Origin of the sequence: Microbacterium hydrocarbonoxydans (assembly GCF_000956475.1) — a bacterium.
GTDB classification, from domain to species: domain Bacteria; phylum Actinomycetota; class Actinomycetes; order Actinomycetales; family Microbacteriaceae; genus Microbacterium; species Microbacterium hydrocarbonoxydans_A.
Map to the genome: position 1 here is coordinate 326,184 of NZ_JYJB01000010.1, position 23,489 is coordinate 349,672.

Consider the following 23,489-nt stretch of genomic DNA (forward strand, 5'->3'; position numbering starts at 1 on the left):
CTCAGCGCCCGTGCGGGTCGAGCCGGTTCAGCGTCGCGACGACCTGAGCGTAATCGCCCCGGGCCTCGCCGTAGCGGAGGAACTTCACGTTCTCGACCTGGATCTCGTCAGCATCCGGCTGTGTCTCGATCAGCGTCATGACCTCCGCGATGAAGTCGTCCAGGGGCATGGCGAACTCGCTCTCCTCCTGACCGGGCATGAGCGCGGTGCGCACCGACGGCGGCTCGAGCTCGACGACACGCACCGCGGATCCGGAGAGCTGCAGGCGAACGGACTCGCTCAGCATGTGGATCGCCGCCTTCGTGGCGTTGTATGTCGGCGTGACGCGCAGCGGTGCGAACGCGAGCCCGGACGAGACGGTCATGATGGTCGCCTCAGGCACGGATCGCAGATGCTCGATGAAGGCGGCGATCAGCCGGATCGGACCGAGCAGGTTCGTCGTGACCGTGGCCTCCGCCGTCTCGAGGAAGCCTTCGGGCGAGGTCCAGTCTTCGACCCGCATGATGCCGGCCATGGTGATGAGCACGTTCAGGTCGGGGTGCGCGGCCAGGACCGAGGCGGCGGCGGAGCGGATGCTGTCGGCATCCGACGTGTCGATCGCGACGGTGCGCAGCTCCGGCGTCTCCTGGGCGATGCGCTCGAGGAGGTCGGTGCGCCGCCCTCCCACGATGACCGTGTTGCCCCGGGCGCTCAGCGATCGTGCCAGGGCGAGGCCGATTCCGCTGGTCGCGCCGGGGATGAAGATGGTGTTTCCGGTGATGTTCATGCGACCAGCCTGCGAGCGATCGCGATCGCGGGGCAGAGAGCAGGTATCCGGGGAGTGCGGGTCCCTGGATACCTGGCCGCAGCGGGGGGATACTTCGAGGATGGATCGTGACGCGCTCGCCGACTTCCTGCTCCGTCGGCGGCAGGAGCTGAAGCCCTCCGACGTCGGCCTCAGCGAGGGGCCACGCCGTCGTACCGCAGGACTCCGTCGAGAAGAGGTGGCGATGCTCGCGGCCATGTCGACCGACTACTACACGCGTCTCGAGCAGCGTCGCGGACCTCAGCCGAGCGTGCAGATGCTCGCGGCCCTCGCACGGGCCCTGCGGCTCACGCCGGACGAGCGGGACTATCTGCATCGGGTGTGCGGACACAGCGCACCTGACCGGACGATGTTCAGCGACTACCTTCCGCCCGCGCTGCTGCGCGTGCTCGACCGGCTGCACGACACCCCCGCGTTCGTGGTGTCGGCCATCGATGAGGTGCTCGTCCAGAACGACGCCTCACGCGCTCTGATCGGCGACGCCACGGGACGCACCGGGATGGAGCGCAGCGGCATCTACCGCTGGTTCGCGCACCCCGACACCGAGCGCGCGCGCTACCCCGAGCGCGATCACGAACGCCAGGGCCGTACTCTGGCGGCGTCCCTTCGCGCGGCCCTCGGCGCCTGGGGGCCGGCCTCACGGGCCGCCGAGATCGAGAAGGCGCTGCGGGCGCTCAGCCCCGAGTTCGTCGGCTACTGGGAAGACCACGAGGTGCGCAGACGTTTCGAGGACCACAAGGTCCTCGTGCATCCGGAACTCGGAGAGATCGAGGTCGACTGTCAGGCTCTGATAACTCCGGATGAGTCGTGCGCGCTCATCGTGCTCACGGCTGCGCCCGGCAGCGAGGCGGCAGGCAAGCTCGATCTTCTCCGAGTCCTCGGGACGCAGAGCGTCGGCTCGGCCTGAGCTCAGAGCTTCTCGAAGACCAGGGTCGCCTGGATGCGGTCGCCTCCGCCGAAGCCGGTGCTCCCCGACGACGATGTCGTGATCGTGTGCAGGCGATAGCCGAGCGCCGCCTGTGTGTTGATCGCGTGCTCGAGCTCGGTGAGGTTGCCGGATCCTGAGCCGAAGAACTTCTCCTTCAGCACCACCTGGAGCACGACATAGCTCATGCCCTCGGCTGCCGGTCGCGGCTGCGCGCCGGCGACGGCTTCGGCCTGCGCCCTTTCGATGAAGCCGCCGATTCCGGGCTCGGGGGCTGCGGGCGGCTGGACGTTCTCGGTCCAGTTCTGCCCGTCCCACCAGCGCTGCGTGCCGGTGCCGTCGTCGTACCAACCGGCCTGAGGTGTACTCACAGATGTCTCTTCTCGCATGGATTCGCCATGATCCTCGTCGTCATGACTGATCGGATTGTATTGCCTCACGCCTCGCGCGCGAGACGCGGAAGCCAGCAGGCGACCCGACGACGATACTCCTCGAACTCGGCGCCGAAACGCTCCTCGAGATCGGCTTCCTCGAGCGGTCGCACGATCGCGTTCCAGAACAGCGATCCGGCGAGGGCGTACACGACGACCAGCCAGGAGCCCAGCATCATCCCGACGGCGACGCCCTGCGCGATACCGGCAACCGCCATCGGATTGCGGACGAACCGGTACGGGCCCACGATCACCAGGCGCCGTGCCATGTGCGAGGGCAGGGGTGTGTCACCTCCGACGACGAGCATGGACGCGGCGGACCAGATGCCGAGCGCGCCGGAGACGGCGAACAGCACGCCGCCGGTCAGGCGCACGGCGACGGGCACGTCCACCTACAGCCATCCATCGCAGCTCGAGGTTTGCGATGACGAAAGGGAGCAGACCGAGGAACAGCCCCCAGAACAGCAGCATCTGCCTCACGATCCGTGCGGTCAGACGTGAGCGTCCCTCGTCGTCGGCAGTCCGGAAAGCGAAGGGACCGCTGAGGATCCACTCCACGGGTGCTCGTCCGCAGACGATCATCACCCCCGCGGCGAGGGTTCCCATAGCGGCCAGCACCATGAGCAGAGCGCCCCACCCGGCCAAGCCCGTCACCGTCGCGTACAGCGCCATGGCCACCGCCACGAGTGACGTCCACGGTGCGGCAACCCAGACAGCCCAGCGGAAACCGTACGCCGCCAGAGCCGAAGCGAGGACGAACAGGGGGATGTCGGCGAGCGCGACGGGCACAGGGGGAAGCTCTCCCAGCGTCGCGCGGCGCACGGCTTCCCACGTGACGACGCCGATCCACCACAGCCCGCCGGCGACCGCCTGCAGCGCGAAGTAGCTTCGGGCCAGTGCGGGCGTGAGGCGCACGCCCGCGATGGCGGGCGCGGTGATCAGGATTCCTCGTGAGTTGCCGGATCGGCGTCGAACAGTCGTCCGTCCGGGCGGCCGAGAGCCGTGATGGCCTCGACTTCAGCCGGATCGAGCACGACAGACCCTGCGGCGAGGTTCGCGTTCTGATGCTCCATCGACGATGCCTTGGGGATCGCGACCGTCTCACGCGCGACGTGCCAGGCGAGCACCGCCTGCGCCGGCGAGATGCCGTGGGCCGCGGCGACTTCGGCGATCACGGGCTCCTCGAGAAGCGCATCCGCTCTCGCGATCGGGCTCCACGCCTCGGTGATGATGCCGTGCTCGCGGTGATAGGCCAGCTGCTCGCTCTGCGGGAAGTAGGGGTGCACCTCGATCTGGTTCACGACCGGGCGGACGCCCGTCTCCCGCTCGATGCGCTCGAGATGCTCAGGAAGGAAGTTCGAGACGCCGATCTGGCGCACGACGCCGCGCTGCTGCGCCTCAACGAGAGCCGCCCAGGCCTGCACGTACTCGCCCTGAGACGGGTTCGGCCAGTGGATCAGGTGCAGGTCGATCGCGTCGACGCCGAGGCGAGACCTGCTCTCCTCGATGCTCGTGCGCGCCTTCTCCGTGCTGTGGTGGCGCCCGGGGAGCTTGCTCGTCACGATGATCTCACCGCGATCGACTCCGGAGGCGGCGATGCCGCGGCCGACCGACCCTTCGTTCTCATAGTTGAACGCCGTGTCGATCAGGCGGTATCCCGCGCCGATCGCGGCGGTCACGGCATCCGCTCCCGCATCGCCCCACAGCGCGTACGTGCCGAGACCGAGGGCGGGCAGGGAGAAGCCGTTGTGCGCGGTGAACCGGGGAAGTGCAGTCATGCAGCCAGCGTACGCTGGAGCCATGACAGCAGGGGAGAGTGGTGCCATCGGGGATGCCGTGCGGTGCCCCTGCGCCTCGGGAGACGCGTATGGAGGATGCTGTGGTCCGCTGCATCGCGGGGCTCCGGCACCGACCGCCGAACGTCTCATGCGGTCGCGGTACACCGCCTTCGCACTCGAGGATGCCGCCTACCTGCACACGTCGTGGCATCCGTCCACCCGCCCGCGATCGATCGAGTTCGAACCCGGCCTGCGCTGGCGAACCCTTGTGATCGTCGACCGGGTCGCCGGCGGTCCCTTCGACGACGAGGGTGTGGTCGAGTTCGAGGCCTTCTGGCAGCAGGACCGCGCGCGCGGAACGCTGCACGAGCGCAGCCGTTTCGTGCGTGAAGACCGTCGCTGGCTGTACCTGGACGGCGAGGTGCAGTGATGCCCGGCGCTGCGCACCGACTAGATTTGACAGTGTGAACGCCTCTCCGGAACACCAGCGCATCCTGCTCGACGTCGCCGATCTCGATCGGCGCATCCTCCAGGCAGAGCGCGCGCGCACCAAGCCGGTGCAGGGGCCTCGCATCACGGAACTCGTCGCGATCCGCCAGGAGCAGCTGCGCGAGCTGACCGCGCTCACAGGAACCCGCGACGATGCGCGCATCGAGCTCTCGCGCCTGGAGTCGGACGTGAAGCTCGTCGAGCAGCGGCGCACACGAGACGCGGAGCGCCTCGCCGCAGCGACGAATTCGAAGGAGGCGCAAGCGCTCGAGCACGAGCTCGACAGCCTCGCCAAGCGCCAGAGCGATCTCGAAGACGCGGAACTCGACGTGATGGGACGCCTCGAAGAAGCCGAGGCCGCTGTGGCCGCGCAGCAGGCGCTGCTCGATGCCACGACCGCCGAGGGCTCGGCGCTCACGGCCCAGGCGAAGGCCGATGTCGCCGCGGCGACCGATCTGGGCGCGCAGCTCGCCCGCGATCGTGCTGCGGTGACCGAAGGGATCCCTGCGCCCCTGCTTGCCGACTACACTCGCCGCGCGAGCAACAGTGCCGGGGCGGCGCTGCTCACCCGCGGAATGTGCGAAGGCTGCAACATCATGCTGCCCGGCACGGATCTCAACGACATCCGCCGAGCCCCGGACGACGCGGTCGTCTCGTGCCCCGAGTGCGGATGCATCCTGGTGCGCACCGAGGAGTCCGGGCTGTCATGAACCGGCCCCGCTCGCGACAGCGGTGACCGCACCGCAGACCACCGAGCGCCGCATCGTCCTGGTCGCAGTCGGCGCGGCGGGTTATCTCGCTGTCGAGCTTGATGATTCGGGGGAGGAGACCGCGCGGCATCCGCTCGCTGCGAGCGAGCTGGCTCCGTTCGTCTCGGCCCGAGAGCGCGACGCCTCGCCCCGGTGGGTGCTCCGCAGCGCCAGGGACGTCTATCCGGCTCTTCTCGATGAGGGCGTGCTCCTTTCGCGTGCGCACGATCTGCTGCTCTGTCACGCGATCCTCAGGGACACCGACAAGGTCGCGCGACCTCTGGCGCCGTCGCCTCTGTGGGTGCGCCGCGAACCCGCTGAAGACGCCGCGCCGGCGCTCTTCGATGTCGTGGGGGAGCAAGAGCCGGAGGACCCGATCACCGAGGTGCTCGCGCAATACCGCGAACAGCGGCGAGTGATGGCGGACAGCAAGGACGGGCGTCTGACGCTCCTGTGCGCGGCCGAGTCCGCGGGCGGCCTGATCGCGGAGGAGATGCGCGCTGCGGGCCTGCCCTGGAACGAGGCGGTGCACGAGTCGATCCTCACCGAGATCCTCGGCACGCGTCCGGTGGCCGGCGGCATACCGAGCCGGATGGCGTCGCAGGCCGCGCGCGTGCGCGCGATCCTCGGTGATGCGTCGCTCAACCTCGACAGCCAGCCCAAGCTGCTGCGCGCCCTGCACCGCGTCGGCGTGCAGGTCGAGTCCACGAGCAAGTGGCAGCTCTCCGAGCACAGCCATGCGGTCGTCGAGCCACTTCTTGCGTACAAGAAGCTCTCGCGGCTGCTCAGCGCCAACGGCTGGGCGTGGCTGGCGGAGTGGGTGCATGACGGCAGGTTCCGGCCGATCTACATCCCCGGCGGTGTCGTCACGGGGCGCTGGGCCTCTGCCGGCGGGGGTGCGCTGCAGCTTCCGCGGAACCTGCGCGCGGCGGTGCGTGCCGACGACGGCTGGACGCTGGTCGTCGCAGATGTGGCTCAGCTCGAACCCCGTATGCTCGCCGCAATGGCGGGTGACCGCGCGATGGCGCGAGCCGCACAGGGAGCCGACCTCTACGCGGGAGTCGTCGAATCGGGTGCGGTCGCGACGCGCGAGGAGGCGAAGTACGCCGTGCTCGGCGCCATGTACGGCGCCACCACGGGTGACAGCGGACGCCTGGTGCCTCGGCTGCGGAAGGTGTACCCGCGCGCCATGGCACTCGTCGACAAGGCTGCGAGGTTCGGCGAGGACGGGGGAGTCGTCTCCACCTGGCTCGGACGCTCGTCGCCGCGGCCGTCGGAGGACTGGTCGCGCATGCAGGCGCATGCGACGGATGCGGATGCCGATCCGGCCGAGGTGGCGATGGCACGTCGGCGCGCACGCGACTGGGGGCGGTTCACGCGCAACTTCGTCGTGCAGGGGACCGCGGCCGAGTGGTCGCTGATCTGGCTCGCCGAGATCAGGCACCGGCTGAGGCAGTTTCCTGAATCCGAGGTGCCCGCGCCGGCATCCGGTGCGTTCTCCCGGCATCCGCACCTTGCGTTCTTCCTGCATGACGAAGTCATCCTGCATGTGCCGAAGGAGCAGGCGGATGCCGCCGCCGACGCCGTGCGCGAGGCCGCAGAGGTGGCGACCCGCCGCCTGTTCGGCTCTTTCCCGATCGACGTGCCGCTGGACCTTCGAATCGCGGAGTCCGCCGAGAAGTAGCCCCGGTAGACTGGACGGGCGAATGGGTCGACTGGACGGTCGCGTGGCGGGCAACCGCACCGAGGAACGTCCGGGCTCCTCAGGGCAGGACGGTGGGTAACGCCCACCCGGAGCAATCCGCGAGAAAGTGCCACAGAGAGCAGACCGCCCCGCAAGGGGTAAGGGTGAAAGGGTGGTGTAAGAGACCACCGGGGGCCGTGGTGACACGGCCCGCCAGGTAAACCTCGTCCGGAGCAAGGTCAGACAGAGGATGATGACGCGGCTCGCCGAGTCCTCGGGTAGACCGCTGGAGCGCCACGGCAACGTGTCGCCGAGAGAGATGGCCGTCGAAGGGGCGAAGAACCCCGGAACAGAACCCGGCGTACAGGTCGGCCCATTCGCATAAACCGACTTGACCAGGTGTTTCTCTACGACACTCCTTGCAGAGTCCGCCGAGAGTCCGCAGAATTCCCGAGCACGCTATCAACGGCTTCTCGAGTCCGGTCGTCAGAGTCCGCCCACATGTGGCCGTACGTATCCAGCGTCTCGGTCGCCGACTTGTGGCCCAACCGCGCCTGAACCGTCTTCACCGATTCGCCATACCGGATCAGCAGGCTTGCGTAGTAGTGGCGCAGAGCGTGCATCCCCGTGCCAGTCTCAGCGGTGAGGCCGGCTGTCTTCGCGATCGGTCGCCAGATGTGACCGAACCGCTGCCGGGTGAGCGGTTGACCGAGCCACGTGAACAGCAAATCCTGATCCCCGATGTCATATCGCGCCAGATGATCGTTCAGCGCAGTGACGACGACGCGGGGGAGCGGGATCACTCGATTCGATGCCTCTGTCTTTGGCGGCGCGAAGTCCGTCACGCCACCAGGCTTCGTCACGAGCTGTCGATCGACCGTCACAGCGGGATTCTTGCCTAGTAGCCGCAACCGGTCCCGTGTCAGCCCGAGCACTTCACCCTGTCGCATCCCCGTGCCCGCTGAGAGGATCACCAGCGCCCGCAACTCAGCAGGCAGGCTGTCGGCCATGAGATCCACTTGCGCGGTCGTCAGCGGGCGTATGCGCGTCTTCTCGACGGTCGGGAGCTTGATCCTCGTGCACGGGGAGGTGGCGAGCTTACGATCGCTCACAGCCGCGCGGAAGATCGACGCCACAACCGTGTACACGACGCCCACGGTTGCGGGTGCCAGACCTTTTCGCCCGGTACCTGGATCGCCAGTACCCAGCCGCTTCACCCAGCCCTGAACCGTCGTCGTCAGGATGCTGCCAAGCGGGAGATCACCGAGAACCGGGTAGGCGTGGCGCTCGAGGTGGCCACGGTACAGGGTCGCCGTCGCGTCCTTGTGCACCTGGGCGTCTAACCAGGCGTCGGCATACGCGCGGAACGTGACCTTGGCTGAGCGCGGATCGACGTACTGCCCAGTGACAACCGACGCCGTGACCTCATTCAGCCAGGTCTGCGCCAGCTTCTTCTGAGGGAAGTGCTTCGCATGCTCCTTGCCCGCAGCATCGAAGTACCGGGCGCGCCACTGCATCCCAGTGCCGTACCGATTCGAGCGCATGCGCTTGCCGTCGTCATCCCGACGATGCCAGCGATCTTCGATGTACTGCCTCACCATGCGCGGCTACCCTTCTGCGGGATCGTCGTCGTGACCCATATACCCGGTGCGGATCGCGGTCCAAAGCTCATCTTCTGCGGCGTCAAGATCGTTCTCGAGGCCCACGATCGTATTTAGCGACTCAGCGCGAGCCGTCTCCAAACCATCCAGAACGTCCGCCAACTTGGTGCGAGCGCCCCAAGCCGTAATTGGCAGATCCAAGTCCCGGAGTAGTGCCGCTGGACGTTCGTACTCAGATGTCTGCACAGTGAGTTCATCCAGGAGTCTTTCGAGGCTGCGCTTCGGGTCGCGAAGAATCTGCTCAATCCCCTGATCGACACCCTTACGGAGCAGCGCGTCGAGACGTTCGTCCAGTACCCAGGCGACATCTACCGCCTCAGCCAGACGAAGCGGGCGCTCGCCCTTCTCGATACTCCACACGGTCGCCTGGGACCATTTCCACCCGCGATCACGCATCGCGCTCGCAAGATCCTTCTGGCTCATGTCGCCTCGAAGTTGTATGAGGTTTTCGCCTATCCGTTCATCCAGTGCCATGCGTTGATTCTAGTCAACGGCGACGACAATTTCTAGTCCACATGCATTCCTAGTGTTGCGCAACTGGATTTGGAGGTGTACCTTGAATCCTAGTAGGAGACAACAAGATTCGAAGGAGGCGGTATGACCATCACGGCGACCGGGGAGCATGCGCTTCTCACAATCGATGAAGTCGCGACCGAGTTGCGACGCACCCCTGCATCTGTGCGGTGGCTCATCCAAGACGGACAGCTCAAGTCAGGAAAGCTCGGTGGGCGGCGGCTCATTCGTCGCTCCGACCTCAACGCATGGATCGAAGCCGCTTTCGCGGAGGCTGGATGACGTTCAACACGAGTCAGACCGGTGGGAACGCGAATACACGGGTCGATGAACTGCTCCGGTTCGGGATGGAGATGTTCAACCGGGCAGACATGTACGTGTCACCGTCGAAGCTCTCCAAGCTGGTTCGGCCCGTGCTGCGTGACGCGGGATACGAACGGGCGAGGGCTGAGATCGTGGCCTACTTCGATCGATGCGCCGAACGAGAGATCGCATCCTACGAACGCGCGCTGCTCACGTCGAGCATTCACAATATCGCCTATGTGGGCGAAAAGAAGAAAGCTCCCGAAGCCCTGGCCGGCTACGGGAGCGAATGACCCCCCTGAAGGAAGATCATGTTCGAAACAACCGTACCGCAGACCGCAGACACACGCACGCTCGACCACTACGCCGAACTTCTCGGCCTCACCACTGAGCAGGTAGCCCCTGACCCGTGGGCAACCTCAACGTCATTCAGCACCCAAGGCCCGTGCGTCACCCACTCCCACGATCTCGATCCGATAGCCGGGTTCAACGCGTGCATCACCCGGCTCATTATCGACGGCGAAGCGGGTGCTCCCGAGGTTGCCGTCCGCTGGGGCGACGGCGTGGAGGGGGAGGAGTTCTATGTCCCTGCCGACAAGATCCCTCACTTGATCGACGCCCTGAGGATCGCCCACGAGCGAGTGAACACCGCACCGAGAATCTTGCGCCGTCCTGTCACGGTCGGTATCGAACTCCTGGAGCGGGAAAAGTGACTGTTACCGCCGCCGCGCGGCCCGCCCACGGCACAGCGCACAATGCGCTTGAAACGATGCAGGCGATCGAAGATCAGCGTGCAGCCCTCGCAGCACGGCAGCAAGAAATCCTCAAGCTGCTCGTATCCGACCTCGAATGGATGGACGTACCTGTCCACCGACTTCGTGGCCACGGAGTGATGACCATCGTTTCAGACGCCACGCTCGGGGCACGGGTGCACCTGGTCAGGCAATACGAAGAGAACGGCCCGTACAGCAACACGTCGGCCCACCTCATAGGCGATTGCGGTTGGTACTGCGCTGGCCCCGGAAACATCGTCAAAGGTGGCGGGCGTGCGAGATGCCGCTACCTGTGCGAAGGCGAGTTCGAGTACATCGGCTCAGTCGAAGCAGACGGCCACACGGAATATCTGTTCTCCCCGGTCACCCGCTAACACGCAAGCTCAGTGCCCCTGATCCCCACCGGATGAGGGGCACTGCTCATTTAAACGGACACCCCAACGAGAGGGGATGACATGACTAATCCGAAGGAGACAGCCTCTCAGAGACGGATGCGGGAATTCCGCGAGGCACAGGAACAGATAGCGGTTGGTCGCCATCGGGCACGAGGGGGTGACGATGAGCATCGGAGCATTCCGCTGGGCGAAGGAACAGGAAGGCCTCAGGAGTAGCGAGAAGTTCGTATTGGTGATGATCGCGGATCACTACAACGACGAAGTGCATCGGTCCTGGCCCAGCATCGAACGCCTCGCAGACGAAACCGGCCTCAACCGCACGACTGTCATGCGGTGCATCAAGGCGCTCGAGACGGGTGGGTTCCTCAAGGTTGAACCGTGGGCGCGCGCATACGACGGCGGGCGGCTCAACAACCGCTACTGCCTACCCCTGTACGACGTCGAGTCGAAGCGGGCGAAGCGCCTTCCGGTCTTGTCGCACAAGTACTTCAACAACGAGGGAAAGGTGCGATTCGACACCTGGGAGCACACGTACAAGCACGGCGAAGAGATCCCCGCGTACGAATAGTTGTGGATAAATGTGTGCAAAACATGTGGATAACCCGTGGACAAATCAGCATGCGTCATGAACGTATCAAGGGCACAAGTCGCACCACGCCACTAGGGGTAGTCGCACCACGCGACCTAGGGGTAGTGGCACCACGCGACCCTATCTCTTAGTAACCAACTCAAAAGAAGAAACTCACAGCCTCGACTATTCGTCGAGGCCGGCATATTTCAAGGAAGGATCAGCGCATGGCTGACGTCGTTGTACCCAATCAGGTCATCGACCGCCTAGAAGCAACAACGGGCGGTCTGTGCACTGCAAACACTCGCAACGGTTCCCGCTGCCGAAACCCGATCTTCTACAGCCAGCAGTGGTTCTTCGCGGAAACCACCACAGGCGAGCACGTCGCCTTGATGACAGCCGCAGACTTCGAACGCTGGAAAGCCGGATCATGCCCGACCCACTACGCGATGTGGTTGGCGAGGAACACAGAATGACCGCACCCGCACCACTCAACCTCTCAGCAATGTCATCCGCATGGGACAACCCAACCGCATTCGCTCGAGAACTGTCGGTGTATTACACCCAGCTCGAAGCATCCGGGCACCGACCCCACGCACACGACTGGACAGAACGAAAGGAAAACGCATGACCATCAGAACCGCCATTTGTTGTGATCGCTGCGACAACGTATTCACCTCCGACCGTCGAGAAGCACGCGGAGAACTAACCAAACGCTCCCATGAGGCCGGATGGAAATCCATCGGCGTCAATGGCGTCTGGGAAAACATCTGCGACGAACACGACAGCACCGCATGACCGAGCAGGAACGTATCGCAGCCATCCGACGCGGCACACGCAAAACCGAACGACGCGAACGACGATACGTGTCACTGCTACGACGAACCGTCATCATCCTCGACGCGCTCGCAGACGAAATCGAAAAGGAGATTGAGAAATGACCGAAGACGAAGCCAAAGAGATCAGCGCACGCAACGGCCTCACACACGACGGCCCGCCGCGAGCTATCACCCGCACCGACCTCAAGACGATGACCCCCCAGCAGATCATGACCCACCTGAACGCCGGAGATCTCGAAGTCCTACTGGGACGCGCGACCGCCGACACCACCAGCAACGACACGGAGTAACCACATGGACACCAACCTCGCCCTCCTCACCCACGCCGTCCCCGCAGACCGCATCCCCCAGAAGGTCACCGACGCCAACGCGTTCGCCGAGTACGCCGCCAGAATGGCCGCACAGCTCGCAGAACGACCCACCATCGACGTCACCGCCATCACCACCAAAGAAGCCCTAGACGCGGCGCTCAAGGCCGCACAGGCCATCCCTGCACATGACGAACAGGCAACCATCGCACGACGGGTAGCAGCCCGAGCAGAAGCCGCAATCGAACAAGCGTGGGTCGAATCACTCGCCACCGAAGTCGACCCCACATTCGCCGAGATCTTCAACGCCACAGCCGCACGATTCACCGCAGCAGCAGAGGCAGCCGGCGACCTCACAGACCACTACCTCGCAGACAAGTACGACCCCGCAGGCGCACCACTACGACAGGCCATCGACGAACTCGACACACTCCGCGGACACCGAGATCGCATCGCCTCACTCAGCGGTGAAGCACGGACAGACGTCTACAGCACCAAGTACACGCAGCACAGCCGAACCCTCTGGATCAAAGATGCCGAGACGTGGCAGAAGTACATCGGTCGTGTCGCCAATGGCGAACCCGTGTGGATCGCAGCACACCGAGCAGGAGTAGCGATCCGGTGGCAGACGCTCGCCGAACAGCAGGCGCAGCCCATCCCCGCCGCAGTCGCTCGAGCACAGGCCGAGATGACATCAGTACGAGCATCCACAACAGGCTTCGGCAACTGATCAGACAGCACACACGGGACCGGTCGAGTAGGTGTCGACCGGTCCCGCGGCATGTCCGCAGTGCAAAGCCACACCCCCTGCCCCGCCCCCCACCTCGACCACCCCACCGCAGACCGCCTGGGAGGGCTTTTCCCTCTTTGGTAGAGCGGAGCGCGTCAGTTTCAGGGGCTTGAGGCCCGGTGGACAACATGAGAGGAGGTCCGGGAATGGATCTAAGAGAGAGTTTGGGGCCGCGGGGTCAGCGTCTTTGGGACGCGATTCTCGGGGCTGACGATGGACTCGATGGTGACCAGCACGACCAGGAGCTTGTGGCGGAGACGTGCCGCATCCTGGACGTGATTGATGGGTTGTCGGCTGCGGTGGAGCGTGACGGAGTGACTGTCACCGGCTCACGAGGTCAGACGGTGGTGCATCCGGCTGTGGCGGAGTTGCGTCAACAGCAGATCGCGTTTTCCCGGTTGATCGCGCAGCTCAACTTGGATGAGGCCGAGGTGGGCGCGATTCTGTCGGCCCGTGCGGCGTCGGCTAAGAGGGCGGGCCAGAAGCGTTGGCGGGCGTTGAAGGATCAGCAGCGTGGTTCTGCGTAGGAAGCGTGCCCCGTTGCCGGATGGGGTGCCTGCGGAGTTGTTCGATCTGGACAGCCCCGTGTGGGCCTCTGAGAAGCGCTATGAGACATGGTTGACGGTTCACGGGCTTGTTCGCCATGCGAAGCGAACAGCGGGGCCGGTGGACCGCCACCACGACGGTTTGTGTGCTGTCGCGATCCAGGCGGGCAGCCACCGGACCTATGGCGCGAGTTCGTACCCGTGGCCGAATCTCGCGTTTCTTGTGCATCTAGGCGTGCCCGTGCACGCGCGGCGCGGCGAGAGCAGCGCACGTGCTCGGCACGATGGCTTTTTGCGCACGCTCTGACAATCAATTTCAAGCAATCAACGGCTAGATCCCTTTGCGGGATGGGGCCGTTTTTTTATGCCTTCAGGACGGGTGGATATGGATAAGCACGAAGAGGTTTCGGCAATTGCTGATCGGTTGATCGATGCTTTTGTGAATCGAGCGGGTTCAGAAGATGCGCGAAACATTCTCACCGAGTATGCCGACAAAGAGGATGACGGCGATAGGCAAGTGGTCGCACTCGCTCGGTTGGTTATGAAATTGGCCGAACGGGCGGCAGATGCAACCACAGTGTATGACATTTGGTCGCCGGAACGTCCGATCGTGCCGGAGAAGATCAATCGCCTTACTGCGCTTGTTTTCGATGCGGGCATTCGGTGGGGCGAGGAATCGAAGAAACACTAGGGGGTCAATATGGGCGAACGGGTTACCGCGGTAATTCTCGAAGCGGATATCACGAACTACGAGAACGCGATGAATAGGGCGGCGGGTTCGACTAAGAACCTGTCCGCTGAGGGTAAGAAGCTGGCGGAAACGCATCGGGCTATGACCACGATTGGTTCGGGCATGCTTGTCGCTGGTGCGGCGGTCGCTGCGGGTGTCGGCATGGCGATTGCAAAGTTTGCCGAGTTCGATCAGGCGATGTCGTTTGTGGCGGCTACGGGCGATGATGCCCGGTCGAACATGGAAGCGTTGCGGGATGCCGCCTTGGATGCGGGTGCGAAGACCGTGTTTTCTGCCACGGAGTCTGCGAATGCGATCGAGGAACTGGCGAAGGCCGGTCTGTCTGCGAAGGACATTCTGGGCGGCGGGCTGAAGGGTTCGCTGGATCTCGCTGCTGCTGGTGGTCTTGATGTGGCGGATGCTGCGGGTATCGCGGCTACGGCGTTGAAGGTGTTCAACCTTCAGGGGTCGGACATGGGGCATGTTGCGGATCTGCTTGCGGCCGGTGCAGGCAAGGCGATGGGTGACGTCTCGGACCTGGGTATGGCTCTTCAGCAGAGCGGTCAGGTGGCTGCGGCTACTGGTTTGACGATTGAGGAGACGACGGCGACCCTGGCGGCGTTCGCGTCTCAGGGCTTGCTTGGGTCGGATGCGGGTACGTCGTTCAAGACGATGTTGCAGCGTCTCACGCCGCAGTCTGCTGAGGCTGCGGCGAAGATGAAGGAACTCGGGTTCACGGCGTTCGATGCGACGGGCAAGTTCGTCGGCATGGAGCAGGTTCAGAAGAACCTTCAGGCGTCGTTGAAGGGTCTGACGGATGAGCAGCGTAACTCTGCTCTGGCGACGATCTTCGGTGCGGATGCTGTGCGTGGCGCGAACGTGCTGTACAACGACGGCATTGTCTCGATTGGGCGGTGGACTGACGCGGTGAACGATCAGGGTTTCGCGGCAGATACTGCCAAGGAACGTATTGACAACCTGATGGGTGACTGGGAGCAGTTCACTGGGGCGTTGGATACGGCCTTCATCAGCATGGGCGAGGGGGCTAATGGACCGCTGCGTGATCTGATCCAGGGTCTTACTGGCCTGGTTGATGGCTTCAACGATCTTCCTGAGGGCGGCAAGCAGGCGGTTCTTTGGGTCGGTCTTGTGACGGCTGGCGTGGGCCTTCTGGGCGGTGGCGCTCTGGTTGCGATCCCCAAGCTTGCGGCTTTGAAGATCGCGTTGGATACGCTGAGTATTACGGGCGCGTCTACTCGTGCTGGCCTGTTGCGATTCGCGTCGTTCTTGACGGGGCCGTGGGGTATCGCGATCGTTGCGGCCACTACTGCGGTGATGGCGTTGACGTCCATGCAGGACAAGTTGCGTACGTCGACTGAGGCTTTCCAGAACGTCATCAAGAACGCGAAGGGTGTGGATGAGCTGTTCAACGCGGCTGATTCCGCGTTGCCGGTGTTCTCGCAGTTGGAGGAAGCGACGAAGGACGCGAAGACGTTCAAGGAGAACCTTGACATCATCGCGCACAACGACTTTCTACGTGGTCTGCGTGGTGAGACAAGCCAGTTGTCTGCATCGTTGACGACGATCGGTGAAGAACTGTCGAAGACGGCTCAGGAGGATGCGCCCGCTGCGGCGAAGTCATTCAAGATGCTGGCCGATCAGATGCAGTTGTCGAAGCATGAGCAGATCGATTTGCTGAATGCGATGAAGCCGTATCGGGATGAGTTGGTGAAGCTCGCCAACGCACAGGACGTTGATGTGACGACCAAGGGCGACCAAATTGACATGAACGCTCTCCTCAGGTTCGCGCTCGACGGTGCCACCACCGCAACAGGCTCAGCTTCCCGCGCAACTCAAGACCTTGAGGCTGCTGCGGCTGAGGCTGTGGGCACTCTCGATGACATGAAGCGTGCTCTGGATGACGTGGCGGGGACGGCCATTTCGATGGCTGAGGCACATGACAGTGCGCTGTCTGCGATCAATGGGCTTGTGGATGCGGCGGCGGCTGAGGGCGTGACCTTGGATGGCACGAACGATGCGTCGATCCGGTTCCGTGACTCTGTCCGTGAGGTGGAGCAGGCGCATCGCGATTCGGCTGCGGCGATCCTCGAGAACGGCGGGACGCTTGCTGCTGCACAGTCTGAGTGGCAGGCGGGCCGCGAGAAGGTCATTGAGATGCGTGTGGCGATGGGGGAGTCGCGGGAGGAAGCAATCAATTGGGCGAATCAGAATCTTGGTTCGGCTGAGCAGGTTGTGGGTGCGATGGCGGATGTGTCTACGGCTGTCAACGCGGTCCCGGATAACAAGAACATCAACATCACGCTGTCTGGTAGTGCGGTGGCGATCTCGCAGATTCAGGCGATCAACGCACAGTTGGACAGTCTGCCGCAGTACAAGGGCATCACGGTTGGTGTGAATGGTGGCGTGTCGGGTCTGGAAACGGGTGGGCTGCTGACGTATAAGCAGTTCGCGAATGGTGGCATGAACTCGGGTATCTATCCGGGTGGTGCGGAGATCCATAAGTTCGCTGAACGGACGTTGCCGTGGGAGGCGTACATCTCGCCTAAGTCGGATCAGCGTCAGCAGAACTATGGGACGTGGATGGAGGTCGGCAACCGACTGGGATTCATGCAGTCTCAGCCCGCATCTACCAACAGTGCACCGATCTACAACCTGACCGGCGACATCTACGGGCAAGACCCTGAAGAGATCGCCCGCGAGGTCAACAAGCAGATCAGCCGTGGCGTCAGGACCGCGGGCATTCGAAAGACAGTAGGTGACTGACCCGAGGTGTACATACACCTCAAGGCCCGTCCTAGCTTCGGCTGGGGCGGGCCTTTCTGCGTTCACGGGGGGTGCACCTCGAGGCCGCAGAGTCCGCAGATAGTCCGCAGAATACTCAATCAGCGCCATTCCCGCCCATCACCAGCCAACAGGAAAACACCTGGTCAAGCATGACCTACGATGTTCGCCAATCATGGCCAATAACCCAGGTTCAGAACCCGGCGTACAGGTCGGCCCATTCGCACCTCTGATGCTGGTCACGCCGGCGTACGCGCGGTAGGTTTCGTCCATGTCCTATCGTGCACTCTCCCGGGTGGCGCTTGTCGCCGGTCTCGCGGTCGTCGCGCTGACGGGATGCACGGCTCCCGAGCCGAAACCTGCTGCACGCACGCCCGCAGCGGTTCAGCCGTCGCCGGCGCCGACAGCCGCCCTCGCGCAGGCTGAGGCAGCCGAGCCCGTCGACACCGGCTCGATCGACGGCGCGGAGGGCGAGCCCGTCTTCCACGAGGACGCGCTCGTCGGCTACGTCGTCACCTACGGCGACATCATGAGCGCGATCGAGCAGAGGTTCGGCGTCGACCGGCTGGCGTCTCTCAACGGCGTCGCCCCCGAGACCATCGCGCCGGGAGACCGCCTGCTTCTGCGCAGGGGCGCCGTCATGCCCGATATCAGCGGATGCATCGAGCGGACGAAGCTGGGATTCCTGGACGGCGGCGGAGTCGACGGGCATTGGGTCTTCTGGACCGGCCCCGAATTGGTCGACCGAGGCGGGAGCGATGGGGCGGCCGGGACTGTCGCGACGGATTCCAGCGGACGCATCGTGTCGTACACAGTCGCAGCCGGCGACGGAGAGTTCGCGATCGGCGACCGGTTCTGCCTGGAACCGTATTCGTTCATGAAGTACAGCGGGCTGGAGTGGCCCGTCGACCCCGGCGACGTGGTGAAGCTGGCGGTGGAGCCGGCCGACCTGTTCGAAGCCGCCCGGTAGGCGAGCGTCACACGGCGAAGGCCCCGCTGCAGCGCAGCGAGGCCTTCATCGTTGATGCGGGGGTGAGTCTCAGTCGCCGGCGAGCGAGGCTGCGCCGATGATGCCCGAGTTGTTGCGGTGGATGGCCGGGACGATCGGCGTGTTGAGCTCGAGGAGCGGCAGGAAGTCGCCGGCGTTCTTCGAGACGCCGCCGCCGACGACGAAGAGGTCGGGGCTGAAGAGGAACTCGATGTGCGTGTAGAAGGCCTGCAGGCGCTCCGCCCACGCCTCCCAGCTGAGTCCTTCGCGCTCGCGCGCCGAGGTGGCGGCCCACGTCTCCACGGAGTCGAACTCGCGGAAGTTCAGGTGCCCGAGCTCGGAATTGGGGATGAGCACGCCGTCGTAGAGCAGGGCGGATCCGATGCCGGTGCCGAGCGTGGTGAGCAGGGTGAGTCCGCGCACGTCGCGCGCCGCGCCGTGCCGCGCCTCGGCGACGCCGGCGGCATCCGCATCGTTCACGAAGACGATGTTGCGGCCGAGCCCATCGCGGAAGAAGCGCTCGGCGTCGAAGTGCAGCCATTCCTTCGAGACGTTGGCGGCGGACAGCGTCTTGCCGCGCTTGACGATCGCGGGGAAGGCGACGCCGAGCGGAAGCGTGGACTCGTGCACGTCGAGCGTCCGGAGCACCGTCTGCACGGCTGTCAGCACATCCTGGGGCGACGCGCCCTCAGGAGTGGGTACGCGCACGCGGTCGGACGCCATGGTCCCGTGCTCGAGGTCGACGATTCCTGCCTTGATACCCGTGCCGCCGATGTCGACGCCGATCGCTTTTGCCATGGTCGCTAGCTTAGCGACAGGCGTCAGCGCCAGTAGGATCGATGACATCACGGGAAGAAGGAGTGCTCATGTCGACTGGCGACGAGAAGTACTGGTACAACCTGGCCACCGGGCAGGTCGAGTTCGGCATGATCTCGCCTTCCGTCGATCGCGTCGGGCCCTTCGACACCGAGGCGGAGGCGGCGAACGCCCCCGCGCTGCTGCGAGAACGCGCCCGTGCCTGGGCGGATGAGGACGCGGCTGAAGACGCCGCCAAGGGCCAGGACGCCGAGTGAGCATGGACAAGCAGCGTGATTTCGTGCTCCGCACGATCGAAGAGCGGGGCGTGAAGTTCGTCCGTCTGTGGTTCACGGATGTGATCGGCACTCTCAAATCGGTCGCGATCGCCCCGGCCGAGGTCGAGGGCGCTTTCGCCGAGGGCATCGGCTTCGACGGGTCTGCCATCGAGGGCCTCACCCGCAGCTATGAGTCGGACCTGCTCGCGCAGCCCGACCCCACGACCTTCCAGATCCTGCCGTGGCGTGGCGAGATCGACCCCACGGCGCGCATGTTCTGCGACATCACGACCCCCGACGGGCGCCCGGCCGTCTCCGACCCGCGCCACGTGCTCAAGCGCACACTCGCGAAGGCCGCAGACGCCGGTTTCACGTTCTACACGCATCCCGAGATCGAGTTCTACCTTCTGAAGTCGTCGTCGTTCGGCCCCGAAGGACCGGTACCCGTCGATTCGGCCGGCTACTTCGACAACGTGCCCGGCGGCACGGCGCACGACTTCCGCCGGCGTTCGGTGCGGATGCTGGAAGACCTCGGCATCTCGGTCGAGTTCAGCCACCACGAGGGCGGTCCCGGCCAGAACGAGATCGATCTGCGGTACGCCGATGCGCTGACAATGGCCGACAACGTCATGACCTTCCGCACCGTCATCAAGGAGGTCGCGATCGAGCAGGGCGTCTATGCGACGTTCATGCCGAAGCCTCTGAGCGGGCACCCGGGCAGCGGCATGCACACGCACATGTCGCTCTTCGAAGGCGAGCGCAACGCCTTCTACGAAGAGGGTGCGAAGTATCAGCTCTCCAAGACCGGGCGCCACTTCATCGCGGGTCTGCTGCGGCATGCCAACGAGATCGCGGCTGTGACCAACCAGTTCGTGAACTCGTACAAGCGGCTCTGGGGCGGAGACGAGGCCCCGAGCTTCGTCACCTGGGGTCACAACAACCGCTCCGCCCTTGTGCGCGTGCCGATGTACAAGCCGAACAAGGGCGGCTCGACGCGTGTCGAGTACCGCGCGCTGGACTCGGCCGTGAACCCGTACCTCGCTTACGCGCTCATGCTCGCGGCCGGCCTGAAGGGCATCGAAGAGGGCTACGAGCTGCCGCCCGAGTCCGAGGACAACGTGTGGCAGATGACCGACGCCGAGCGTCGCGCGCTCGGGTACTCGGCGCTTCCCGCGAGCCTCGACCACGCTCTGGAGTACATGGAGACCTCGGAGCTGGTCGCCGAGACGCTGGGCGAGTCGGTCTTCAACTACGTGCTGCGCAACAAGCGCATGGAGTGGGAGGCCTATCGCGGTCAGGTCACGCCGCTGGAGCTGAAGAACAACCTCGAGCTCCTCTGAGGCGCGCATGGCTCGTTCGGACGAACCCGGCTCGCTCTCTGCCCTGGCGAGACTCGGCTTCGCGGGACTGAGCGAGGCGGCCGGCTCGCTCGACGAGCTGGCGGGCCTGCTCGGTCTCGACCGTGCAGCGCTTCTCGACGGCGCGCAGGCCGCAGACCCCGATGCCGCGGTCGAGGGCATGCTCCGTGTGGCGAGGCGCGACGCCGGTCCGCTCAAGGAGCTGTTCCTCGATGCGGACTCGCGTCTGCGGGCTTGGCGCGTGTTCGGGTCGTCGCCGGGCCTGGCCGGATTTTTCCTGCGGCATCCGTCCGAGCTCTCGGTGCTGTCCGCGCAGAGGGATCGCCTGCCCACCGCGATCGAGCTGCGCGCGCGCCTGCTCGAGGCCGTCGGGGTCGTCGACGGATTCGCCGCCACGGCCGGCGACAGCGCGCTCGTGGCGCTGCGCGTCGCCTATCGACGAGAACTCGCTGGGATCGCCGCGTTCGATGTGAGTCATGAGCGTCCGGTCGACGTGGTGGGCGACGTGGCGGCCGCTCTCGCCGACATCGCGGGGGCGGCCCTCGAGGCGTCTCTCGCCGTCGCGCGCACCCAGGTGCGATCCGCGTTCCCCGGCGAGGAGATCGCGGCGACTCAGCTCGCCGTCATCGGCATGGGCAAGGCGGGAGCGCGCGAGTTGAACTACGTGAGCGACGTCGACGTCATCTTCGTCGGCGGCACTTCGGACGAAGACGCCGTCTCCGAGGCCCGTGCGATCGACATCGCGACCCGCCTGGCCCGCGAGACCATGCGAGGACTGAGCGGCATCGAGGCGGAGCCGCCGCTGTGGGAGGTCGACGCAGCCCTCCGGCCGGAGGGCAAGCAGGGCGCGCTGGTGCGCTCTCTCGCCTCACACCTCGCCTACTACGACCGGTGGGCGAAGAGCTGGGAGTTCCAGGCCCTGCTGAAGGCGCGTCCTCTTGCCGGCGATGCGGCTCTCGGCGCCGCCTACATCGAGGCAGTGCAGCCGAAGGTGTGGTCGAGCGCGGCGCGCGAGAACTTCGTCGACAGCGTGCAGCGGATGCGCGAGCGGGTGATGGAGCACATCGACCCCGAAGACGCGCCGTATCAGCTCAAGCTCGGCGCCGGCGGTCTCCGCGACATCGAGTTCACGGTACAGCTTCTGCAGCTCGTGCACGGACTCACAGACCCTACGATCCGCACCAGAGGAACGCTCGAGAGCATCGACGCCCTCGTCGAAGGCGGCTACATCGGCCGCGCGGAGGCGGCGACTTTCGCAGACGACTATCGCGTGCTCCGGCTCATGGAGCATCGTCTGCAGCTGCGCGAGCTGAGTCGCACCCACCTCATGCCGCGCACGCCGGCAGGACTTCGTGTGCTCGCACGCAGCACGGGCCTCGCCGAATCAGGCGAGGCGATCTGGCAGCGCTGGGAGAGCGTGCGCCGCGAAGTGCGCGAGATCCACATCCGCCTCTTCTACCGTCCGCTGCTCAGCGCGGTCGCGTCGCTGCCTGAAGACGAGCGCACGCTCTCGACCGCGCAGGCGCACGACCGCCTCGCCGCCATCGGCTTCCGGGATCCGACCGGCGCGCTCCGGCACATCGGCGCGCTGACCACGGGCCTCAGCCGCAAGGCGACGATCCAGCGGCATCTCATGCCGGTCATGGTGCGCTGGTTCGCCGACGGCAGCGACCCCGATTACGCGCTCATCGCCTTCCGGAGGATCAGCGAGCGCCTCGGCGACACCCCGTGGTTCCTGAGGATGCTGCGCGACTCCTCGGGTGCCGCGGAGAGCCTGACCAGACTGCTGTCGTCGTCACGGTACATCGGCGAGCTCATGGAGTGGATCCCCGAATCAGTCGCCTGGCTGGACAGCACCGAACTGCTCCGCCCGCGAAGTCGCGCGGCGATAGACGAGGAGGCCCGCGCGATTCAGACCAGGCACGACAGCGTGCAGGGCGCGCTGCGAGCCGTTCGGGCCCTTCGACGGCGAGAGCTGCTGCGGACAGCCATGGGCGCCGTGCTCGACGTCCTCACGATCGAGGAGGTCGCGACCTCTCTCACCGAGATCACCGACGCCACGATTCAGGCGGCGCTGCGGGCGGTCTACCGCGAAGTCGTTCCCCCCGAAGACAGCGCGCTCGACTTCGCCGTGATCGGCATGGGCCGTTTCGGCGGTGCCGAGCTGGGATTCGGATCGGATGCCGACATCCTCTTCGTCTATGACGCGAACGGCGTCGATCCCGAACGCGCGCGGAAGCTCTCGATGCTGATCGTCAACGGGCTGCGCGAGCACCTCAGCGACAATCGGGTGCCTCTCGACCTCGACGCGGACCTGCGCCCTGAGGGACGCAACGGCCCCGTCGTGCGTTCGATCGAGGCGTATGCCGAGTATTACCGGCGCTGGTCGCTTTCGTGGGAGGCGCAGGCACTGCTGCGGGCACGCGGTGTCGCAGGCAGCGCCAAGCTCACGAGCCGGTTCATGGCTCTTGCCGACAGCATCCGCTATCCCGCGGCCATCGACCTGCAGGGCACGCGCGAGATCAAGCGCATCAAGGCGCGCGTCGAGGGGGAGCGGCTTCCGCAGGGAGCTGATCCGCGCCGGCACCTCAAGCTCGGCCCTGGCACGCTGAGCGACGTCGAATGGCTCGTGCAGCTCTTGCAGCTCCAGCATGCGCACGACGTGCCCGCACTGCGGACGACCTCGACCATGGCCGCCCTCGATGCGGCCGTCGAGGCGGAGCTGGTCCCTGCGGCATCCGCCGACCTGCTGCGAGAGGCATGGCGTCTGTCGAGCCGACTGCGATCGGCGATCACGCTGTTCACCGGCCAGACGAGCGACGTGCTGCCCACCGAGCCGCGACAGCTCGACGCCATCGGCATCCTTCTGGGCTATCCCGAGCGTTCTGCCACCGTGCTGGAAGACGACTACCTCGGCGTGACCCGACGAGCCCGAAAGGCGTTCGAGACGCTGTTCTACGGCTGATCACCGGTTTGCGATAT

The 23,489-nt window shown here is 65.2% G+C and carries 28 protein-coding genes and 1 other RNA gene; 21 read left to right on the plus strand and 8 right to left on the minus strand.

What is annotated here, in order from left to right; translation table 11 throughout:
• Position 1: 1 nt before the first annotated feature.
• Entirely contained in the window at positions 2-766 is a 765-nt protein-coding gene (locus RS84_RS14115) for an SDR family oxidoreductase (RefSeq protein WP_045258442.1), read from the minus strand.
• 100 nt (positions 767-866) lie between these two features.
• Here RS84_RS14115 and RS84_RS14120 point away from each other — a divergent pair, with 100 nt between their 5' ends.
• Positions 867-1,712, plus strand: a complete 846-nt coding sequence (locus tag RS84_RS14120) for a helix-turn-helix transcriptional regulator (protein WP_045258443.1) — start codon at positions 867-869, stop codon at positions 1,710-1,712.
• 2 nt (positions 1,713-1,714) lie between these two features.
• On the opposite strand, the gene RS84_RS18980 is transcribed toward RS84_RS14120, so the two are convergent.
• From RS84_RS18980 to RS84_RS14135, 4 genes are all read right to left on the minus strand, one after another.
• Positions 1,715-2,101: a DUF2510 domain-containing protein gene (locus RS84_RS18980; protein WP_152641839.1), complete on the minus strand. Its 387-nt coding sequence runs from the start codon at positions 2,099-2,101 to the stop codon at positions 1,715-1,717.
• Between the two features lie 65 nt (positions 2,102-2,166).
• The gene (locus RS84_RS19740) at positions 2,167-2,469 is read right to left on the minus strand and encodes an isoprenylcysteine carboxylmethyltransferase family protein (RefSeq protein ID WP_321163040.1); all 303 of its coding nucleotides are present in this window, start codon (positions 2,467-2,469) and stop codon (positions 2,167-2,169) included.
• Positions 2,450-3,076 carry a hypothetical protein gene (locus RS84_RS19745; RefSeq protein ID WP_321163041.1) on the minus strand — a complete coding sequence of 209 codons (627 nt, stop codon included), beginning with the start codon at positions 3,074-3,076 and terminating at the stop codon, positions 2,450-2,452. The genes RS84_RS19740 and RS84_RS19745 overlap by 20 nt, the downstream gene beginning before the upstream one ends.
• Positions 3,077-3,099: 23 nt before the next feature.
• Positions 3,100-3,939 carry an aldo/keto reductase gene (locus RS84_RS14135; protein WP_045258444.1) on the minus strand — a complete coding sequence of 280 codons (840 nt, stop codon included), beginning with the start codon at positions 3,937-3,939 and terminating at the stop codon, positions 3,100-3,102.
• A 22-nt stretch (positions 3,940-3,961) separates the two neighbouring features.
• On the opposite strand from RS84_RS14135, the gene RS84_RS14140 reads away from it, so the two are divergent.
• The 4 genes from RS84_RS14140 (at position 3,962) to rnpB (ending at position 7,241) form a co-directional block, all read left to right on the plus strand.
• Entirely contained in the window at positions 3,962-4,369 is a 408-nt protein-coding gene (locus RS84_RS14140) for a YchJ family protein (protein ID WP_045258445.1), read from the plus strand.
• A gap of 34 nt (positions 4,370-4,403) precedes the next feature.
• Positions 4,404-5,138 (plus strand): zinc ribbon domain-containing protein, encoded by a 735-nt coding sequence (locus RS84_RS14145; protein WP_045258446.1) that lies wholly within the window; start codon positions 4,404-4,406, stop codon positions 5,136-5,138.
• Between the two features lie 22 nt (positions 5,139-5,160).
• Positions 5,161-6,861 carry a bifunctional 3'-5' exonuclease/DNA polymerase gene (locus RS84_RS14150; RefSeq protein ID WP_045258447.1) on the plus strand — a complete coding sequence of 567 codons (1,701 nt, stop codon included), beginning with the start codon at positions 5,161-5,163 and terminating at the stop codon, positions 6,859-6,861.
• 23 nt (positions 6,862-6,884) lie between these two features.
• An RNA gene (gene rnpB / locus RS84_RS18820) (RNase P RNA component class A) lies at positions 6,885-7,241 on the plus strand.
• Between the two features lie 27 nt (positions 7,242-7,268).
• Here the strand turns inward: rnpB and RS84_RS14155 are convergent.
• Both RS84_RS14155 and RS84_RS14160 read right to left on the minus strand, forming a co-directional pair.
• Positions 7,269-8,462, minus strand: coding sequence for a tyrosine-type recombinase/integrase (locus RS84_RS14155; protein ID WP_235281499.1), 1,194 nt, complete (start codon positions 8,460-8,462; stop codon positions 7,269-7,271).
• Between the two features lie 6 nt (positions 8,463-8,468).
• A complete protein-coding gene (locus tag RS84_RS14160) occupies positions 8,469-8,996 on the minus strand; it encodes a helix-turn-helix transcriptional regulator (RefSeq protein WP_152641840.1) in 528 nt (175 codons plus the stop codon).
• A gap of 123 nt (positions 8,997-9,119) precedes the next feature.
• Between RS84_RS14160 and RS84_RS14165 the strand changes: the two genes are divergently transcribed.
• From RS84_RS14165 to RS84_RS14210, 13 genes are all read left to right on the plus strand, one after another.
• Positions 9,120-9,317 (plus strand): helix-turn-helix domain-containing protein, encoded by a 198-nt coding sequence (locus tag RS84_RS14165; protein ID WP_045258449.1) that lies wholly within the window; start codon positions 9,120-9,122, stop codon positions 9,315-9,317.
• A complete protein-coding gene (locus tag RS84_RS14170; protein ID WP_045258450.1) occupies positions 9,314-9,631 on the plus strand; it encodes a hypothetical protein in 318 nt (105 codons plus the stop codon). The genes RS84_RS14165 and RS84_RS14170 overlap by 4 nt, the downstream gene beginning before the upstream one ends.
• Before the next feature lie 18 nt (positions 9,632-9,649).
• The gene (locus tag RS84_RS14175) at positions 9,650-10,051 is read left to right on the plus strand and encodes a hypothetical protein (protein WP_045258451.1); all 402 of its coding nucleotides are present in this window, start codon (positions 9,650-9,652) and stop codon (positions 10,049-10,051) included.
• Positions 10,048-10,485 carry a hypothetical protein gene (locus tag RS84_RS14180; protein WP_152641841.1) on the plus strand — a complete coding sequence of 146 codons (438 nt, stop codon included), beginning with the start codon at positions 10,048-10,050 and terminating at the stop codon, positions 10,483-10,485. The genes RS84_RS14175 and RS84_RS14180 overlap by 4 nt, the downstream gene beginning before the upstream one ends.
• Before the next feature lie 184 nt (positions 10,486-10,669).
• The gene (locus RS84_RS18755; RefSeq protein WP_152641842.1) at positions 10,670-11,074 is read left to right on the plus strand and encodes a helix-turn-helix domain-containing protein; all 405 of its coding nucleotides are present in this window, start codon (positions 10,670-10,672) and stop codon (positions 11,072-11,074) included.
• 227 nt (positions 11,075-11,301) lie between these two features.
• Entirely contained in the window at positions 11,302-11,550 is a 249-nt protein-coding gene (locus RS84_RS19220; protein WP_152641843.1) for a hypothetical protein, read from the plus strand.
• A 151-nt stretch (positions 11,551-11,701) separates the two neighbouring features.
• Positions 11,702-11,872, plus strand: a complete 171-nt coding sequence (locus tag RS84_RS19355) for a hypothetical protein (RefSeq protein WP_160298181.1) — start codon at positions 11,702-11,704, stop codon at positions 11,870-11,872.
• A gap of 139 nt (positions 11,873-12,011) precedes the next feature.
• The gene (locus RS84_RS14190; protein ID WP_045258453.1) at positions 12,012-12,203 is read left to right on the plus strand and encodes a hypothetical protein; all 192 of its coding nucleotides are present in this window, start codon (positions 12,012-12,014) and stop codon (positions 12,201-12,203) included.
• Positions 12,204-12,207: 4 nt separating this feature from the next.
• Complete coding sequence (locus tag RS84_RS14195) at positions 12,208-12,951, plus strand: hypothetical protein (RefSeq protein WP_045258454.1); 744 nt, start codon at positions 12,208-12,210, stop codon at positions 12,949-12,951.
• A gap of 206 nt (positions 12,952-13,157) precedes the next feature.
• Entirely contained in the window at positions 13,158-13,538 is a 381-nt protein-coding gene (locus RS84_RS14200) for a P27 family phage terminase small subunit (RefSeq protein WP_052676381.1), read from the plus strand.
• Positions 13,539-13,941: 403 nt separating this feature from the next.
• Positions 13,942-14,247 carry a hypothetical protein gene (locus RS84_RS19225; RefSeq protein WP_152641845.1) on the plus strand — a complete coding sequence of 102 codons (306 nt, stop codon included), beginning with the start codon at positions 13,942-13,944 and terminating at the stop codon, positions 14,245-14,247.
• Positions 14,248-14,256: 9 nt separating this feature from the next.
• Positions 14,257-17,070: a phage tail tape measure protein gene (locus RS84_RS18760; RefSeq protein WP_052676382.1), complete on the plus strand. Its 2,814-nt coding sequence runs from the start codon at positions 14,257-14,259 to the stop codon at positions 17,068-17,070.
• 289 nt (positions 17,071-17,359) lie between these two features.
• Positions 17,360-18,058 (plus strand): LysM peptidoglycan-binding domain-containing protein, encoded by a 699-nt coding sequence (locus tag RS84_RS14210; protein ID WP_045258455.1) that lies wholly within the window; start codon positions 17,360-17,362, stop codon positions 18,056-18,058.
• Positions 18,059-18,127: 69 nt separating this feature from the next.
• Here RS84_RS14210 and ppgK read toward each other — a convergent pair whose 3' ends face one another.
• Complete coding sequence (gene ppgK, locus RS84_RS14215) at positions 18,128-18,874, minus strand: polyphosphate--glucose phosphotransferase (protein WP_045258456.1); 747 nt, start codon at positions 18,872-18,874, stop codon at positions 18,128-18,130.
• Positions 18,875-18,942: 68 nt separating this feature from the next.
• Between ppgK and RS84_RS14220 the strand changes: the two genes are divergently transcribed.
• Genes RS84_RS14220 through RS84_RS14230 form a run of 3 tightly spaced genes read left to right on the plus strand, consistent with a single transcriptional unit; the run spans position 18,943 to position 23,472 of the window.
• A complete protein-coding gene (locus RS84_RS14220) occupies positions 18,943-19,149 on the plus strand; it encodes a hypothetical protein (protein ID WP_045258457.1) in 207 nt (68 codons plus the stop codon).
• A 2-nt stretch (positions 19,150-19,151) separates the two neighbouring features.
• A complete protein-coding gene (gene glnA / locus RS84_RS14225) occupies positions 19,152-20,489 on the plus strand; it encodes a type I glutamate--ammonia ligase (protein ID WP_045258458.1) in 1,338 nt (445 codons plus the stop codon).
• A 7-nt stretch (positions 20,490-20,496) separates the two neighbouring features.
• A complete protein-coding gene (locus RS84_RS14230; protein ID WP_045258459.1) occupies positions 20,497-23,472 on the plus strand; it encodes a bifunctional [glutamine synthetase] adenylyltransferase/[glutamine synthetase]-adenylyl-L-tyrosine phosphorylase in 2,976 nt (991 codons plus the stop codon).
• The last annotated feature ends 17 nt before the right edge of the window (positions 23,473-23,489 follow it).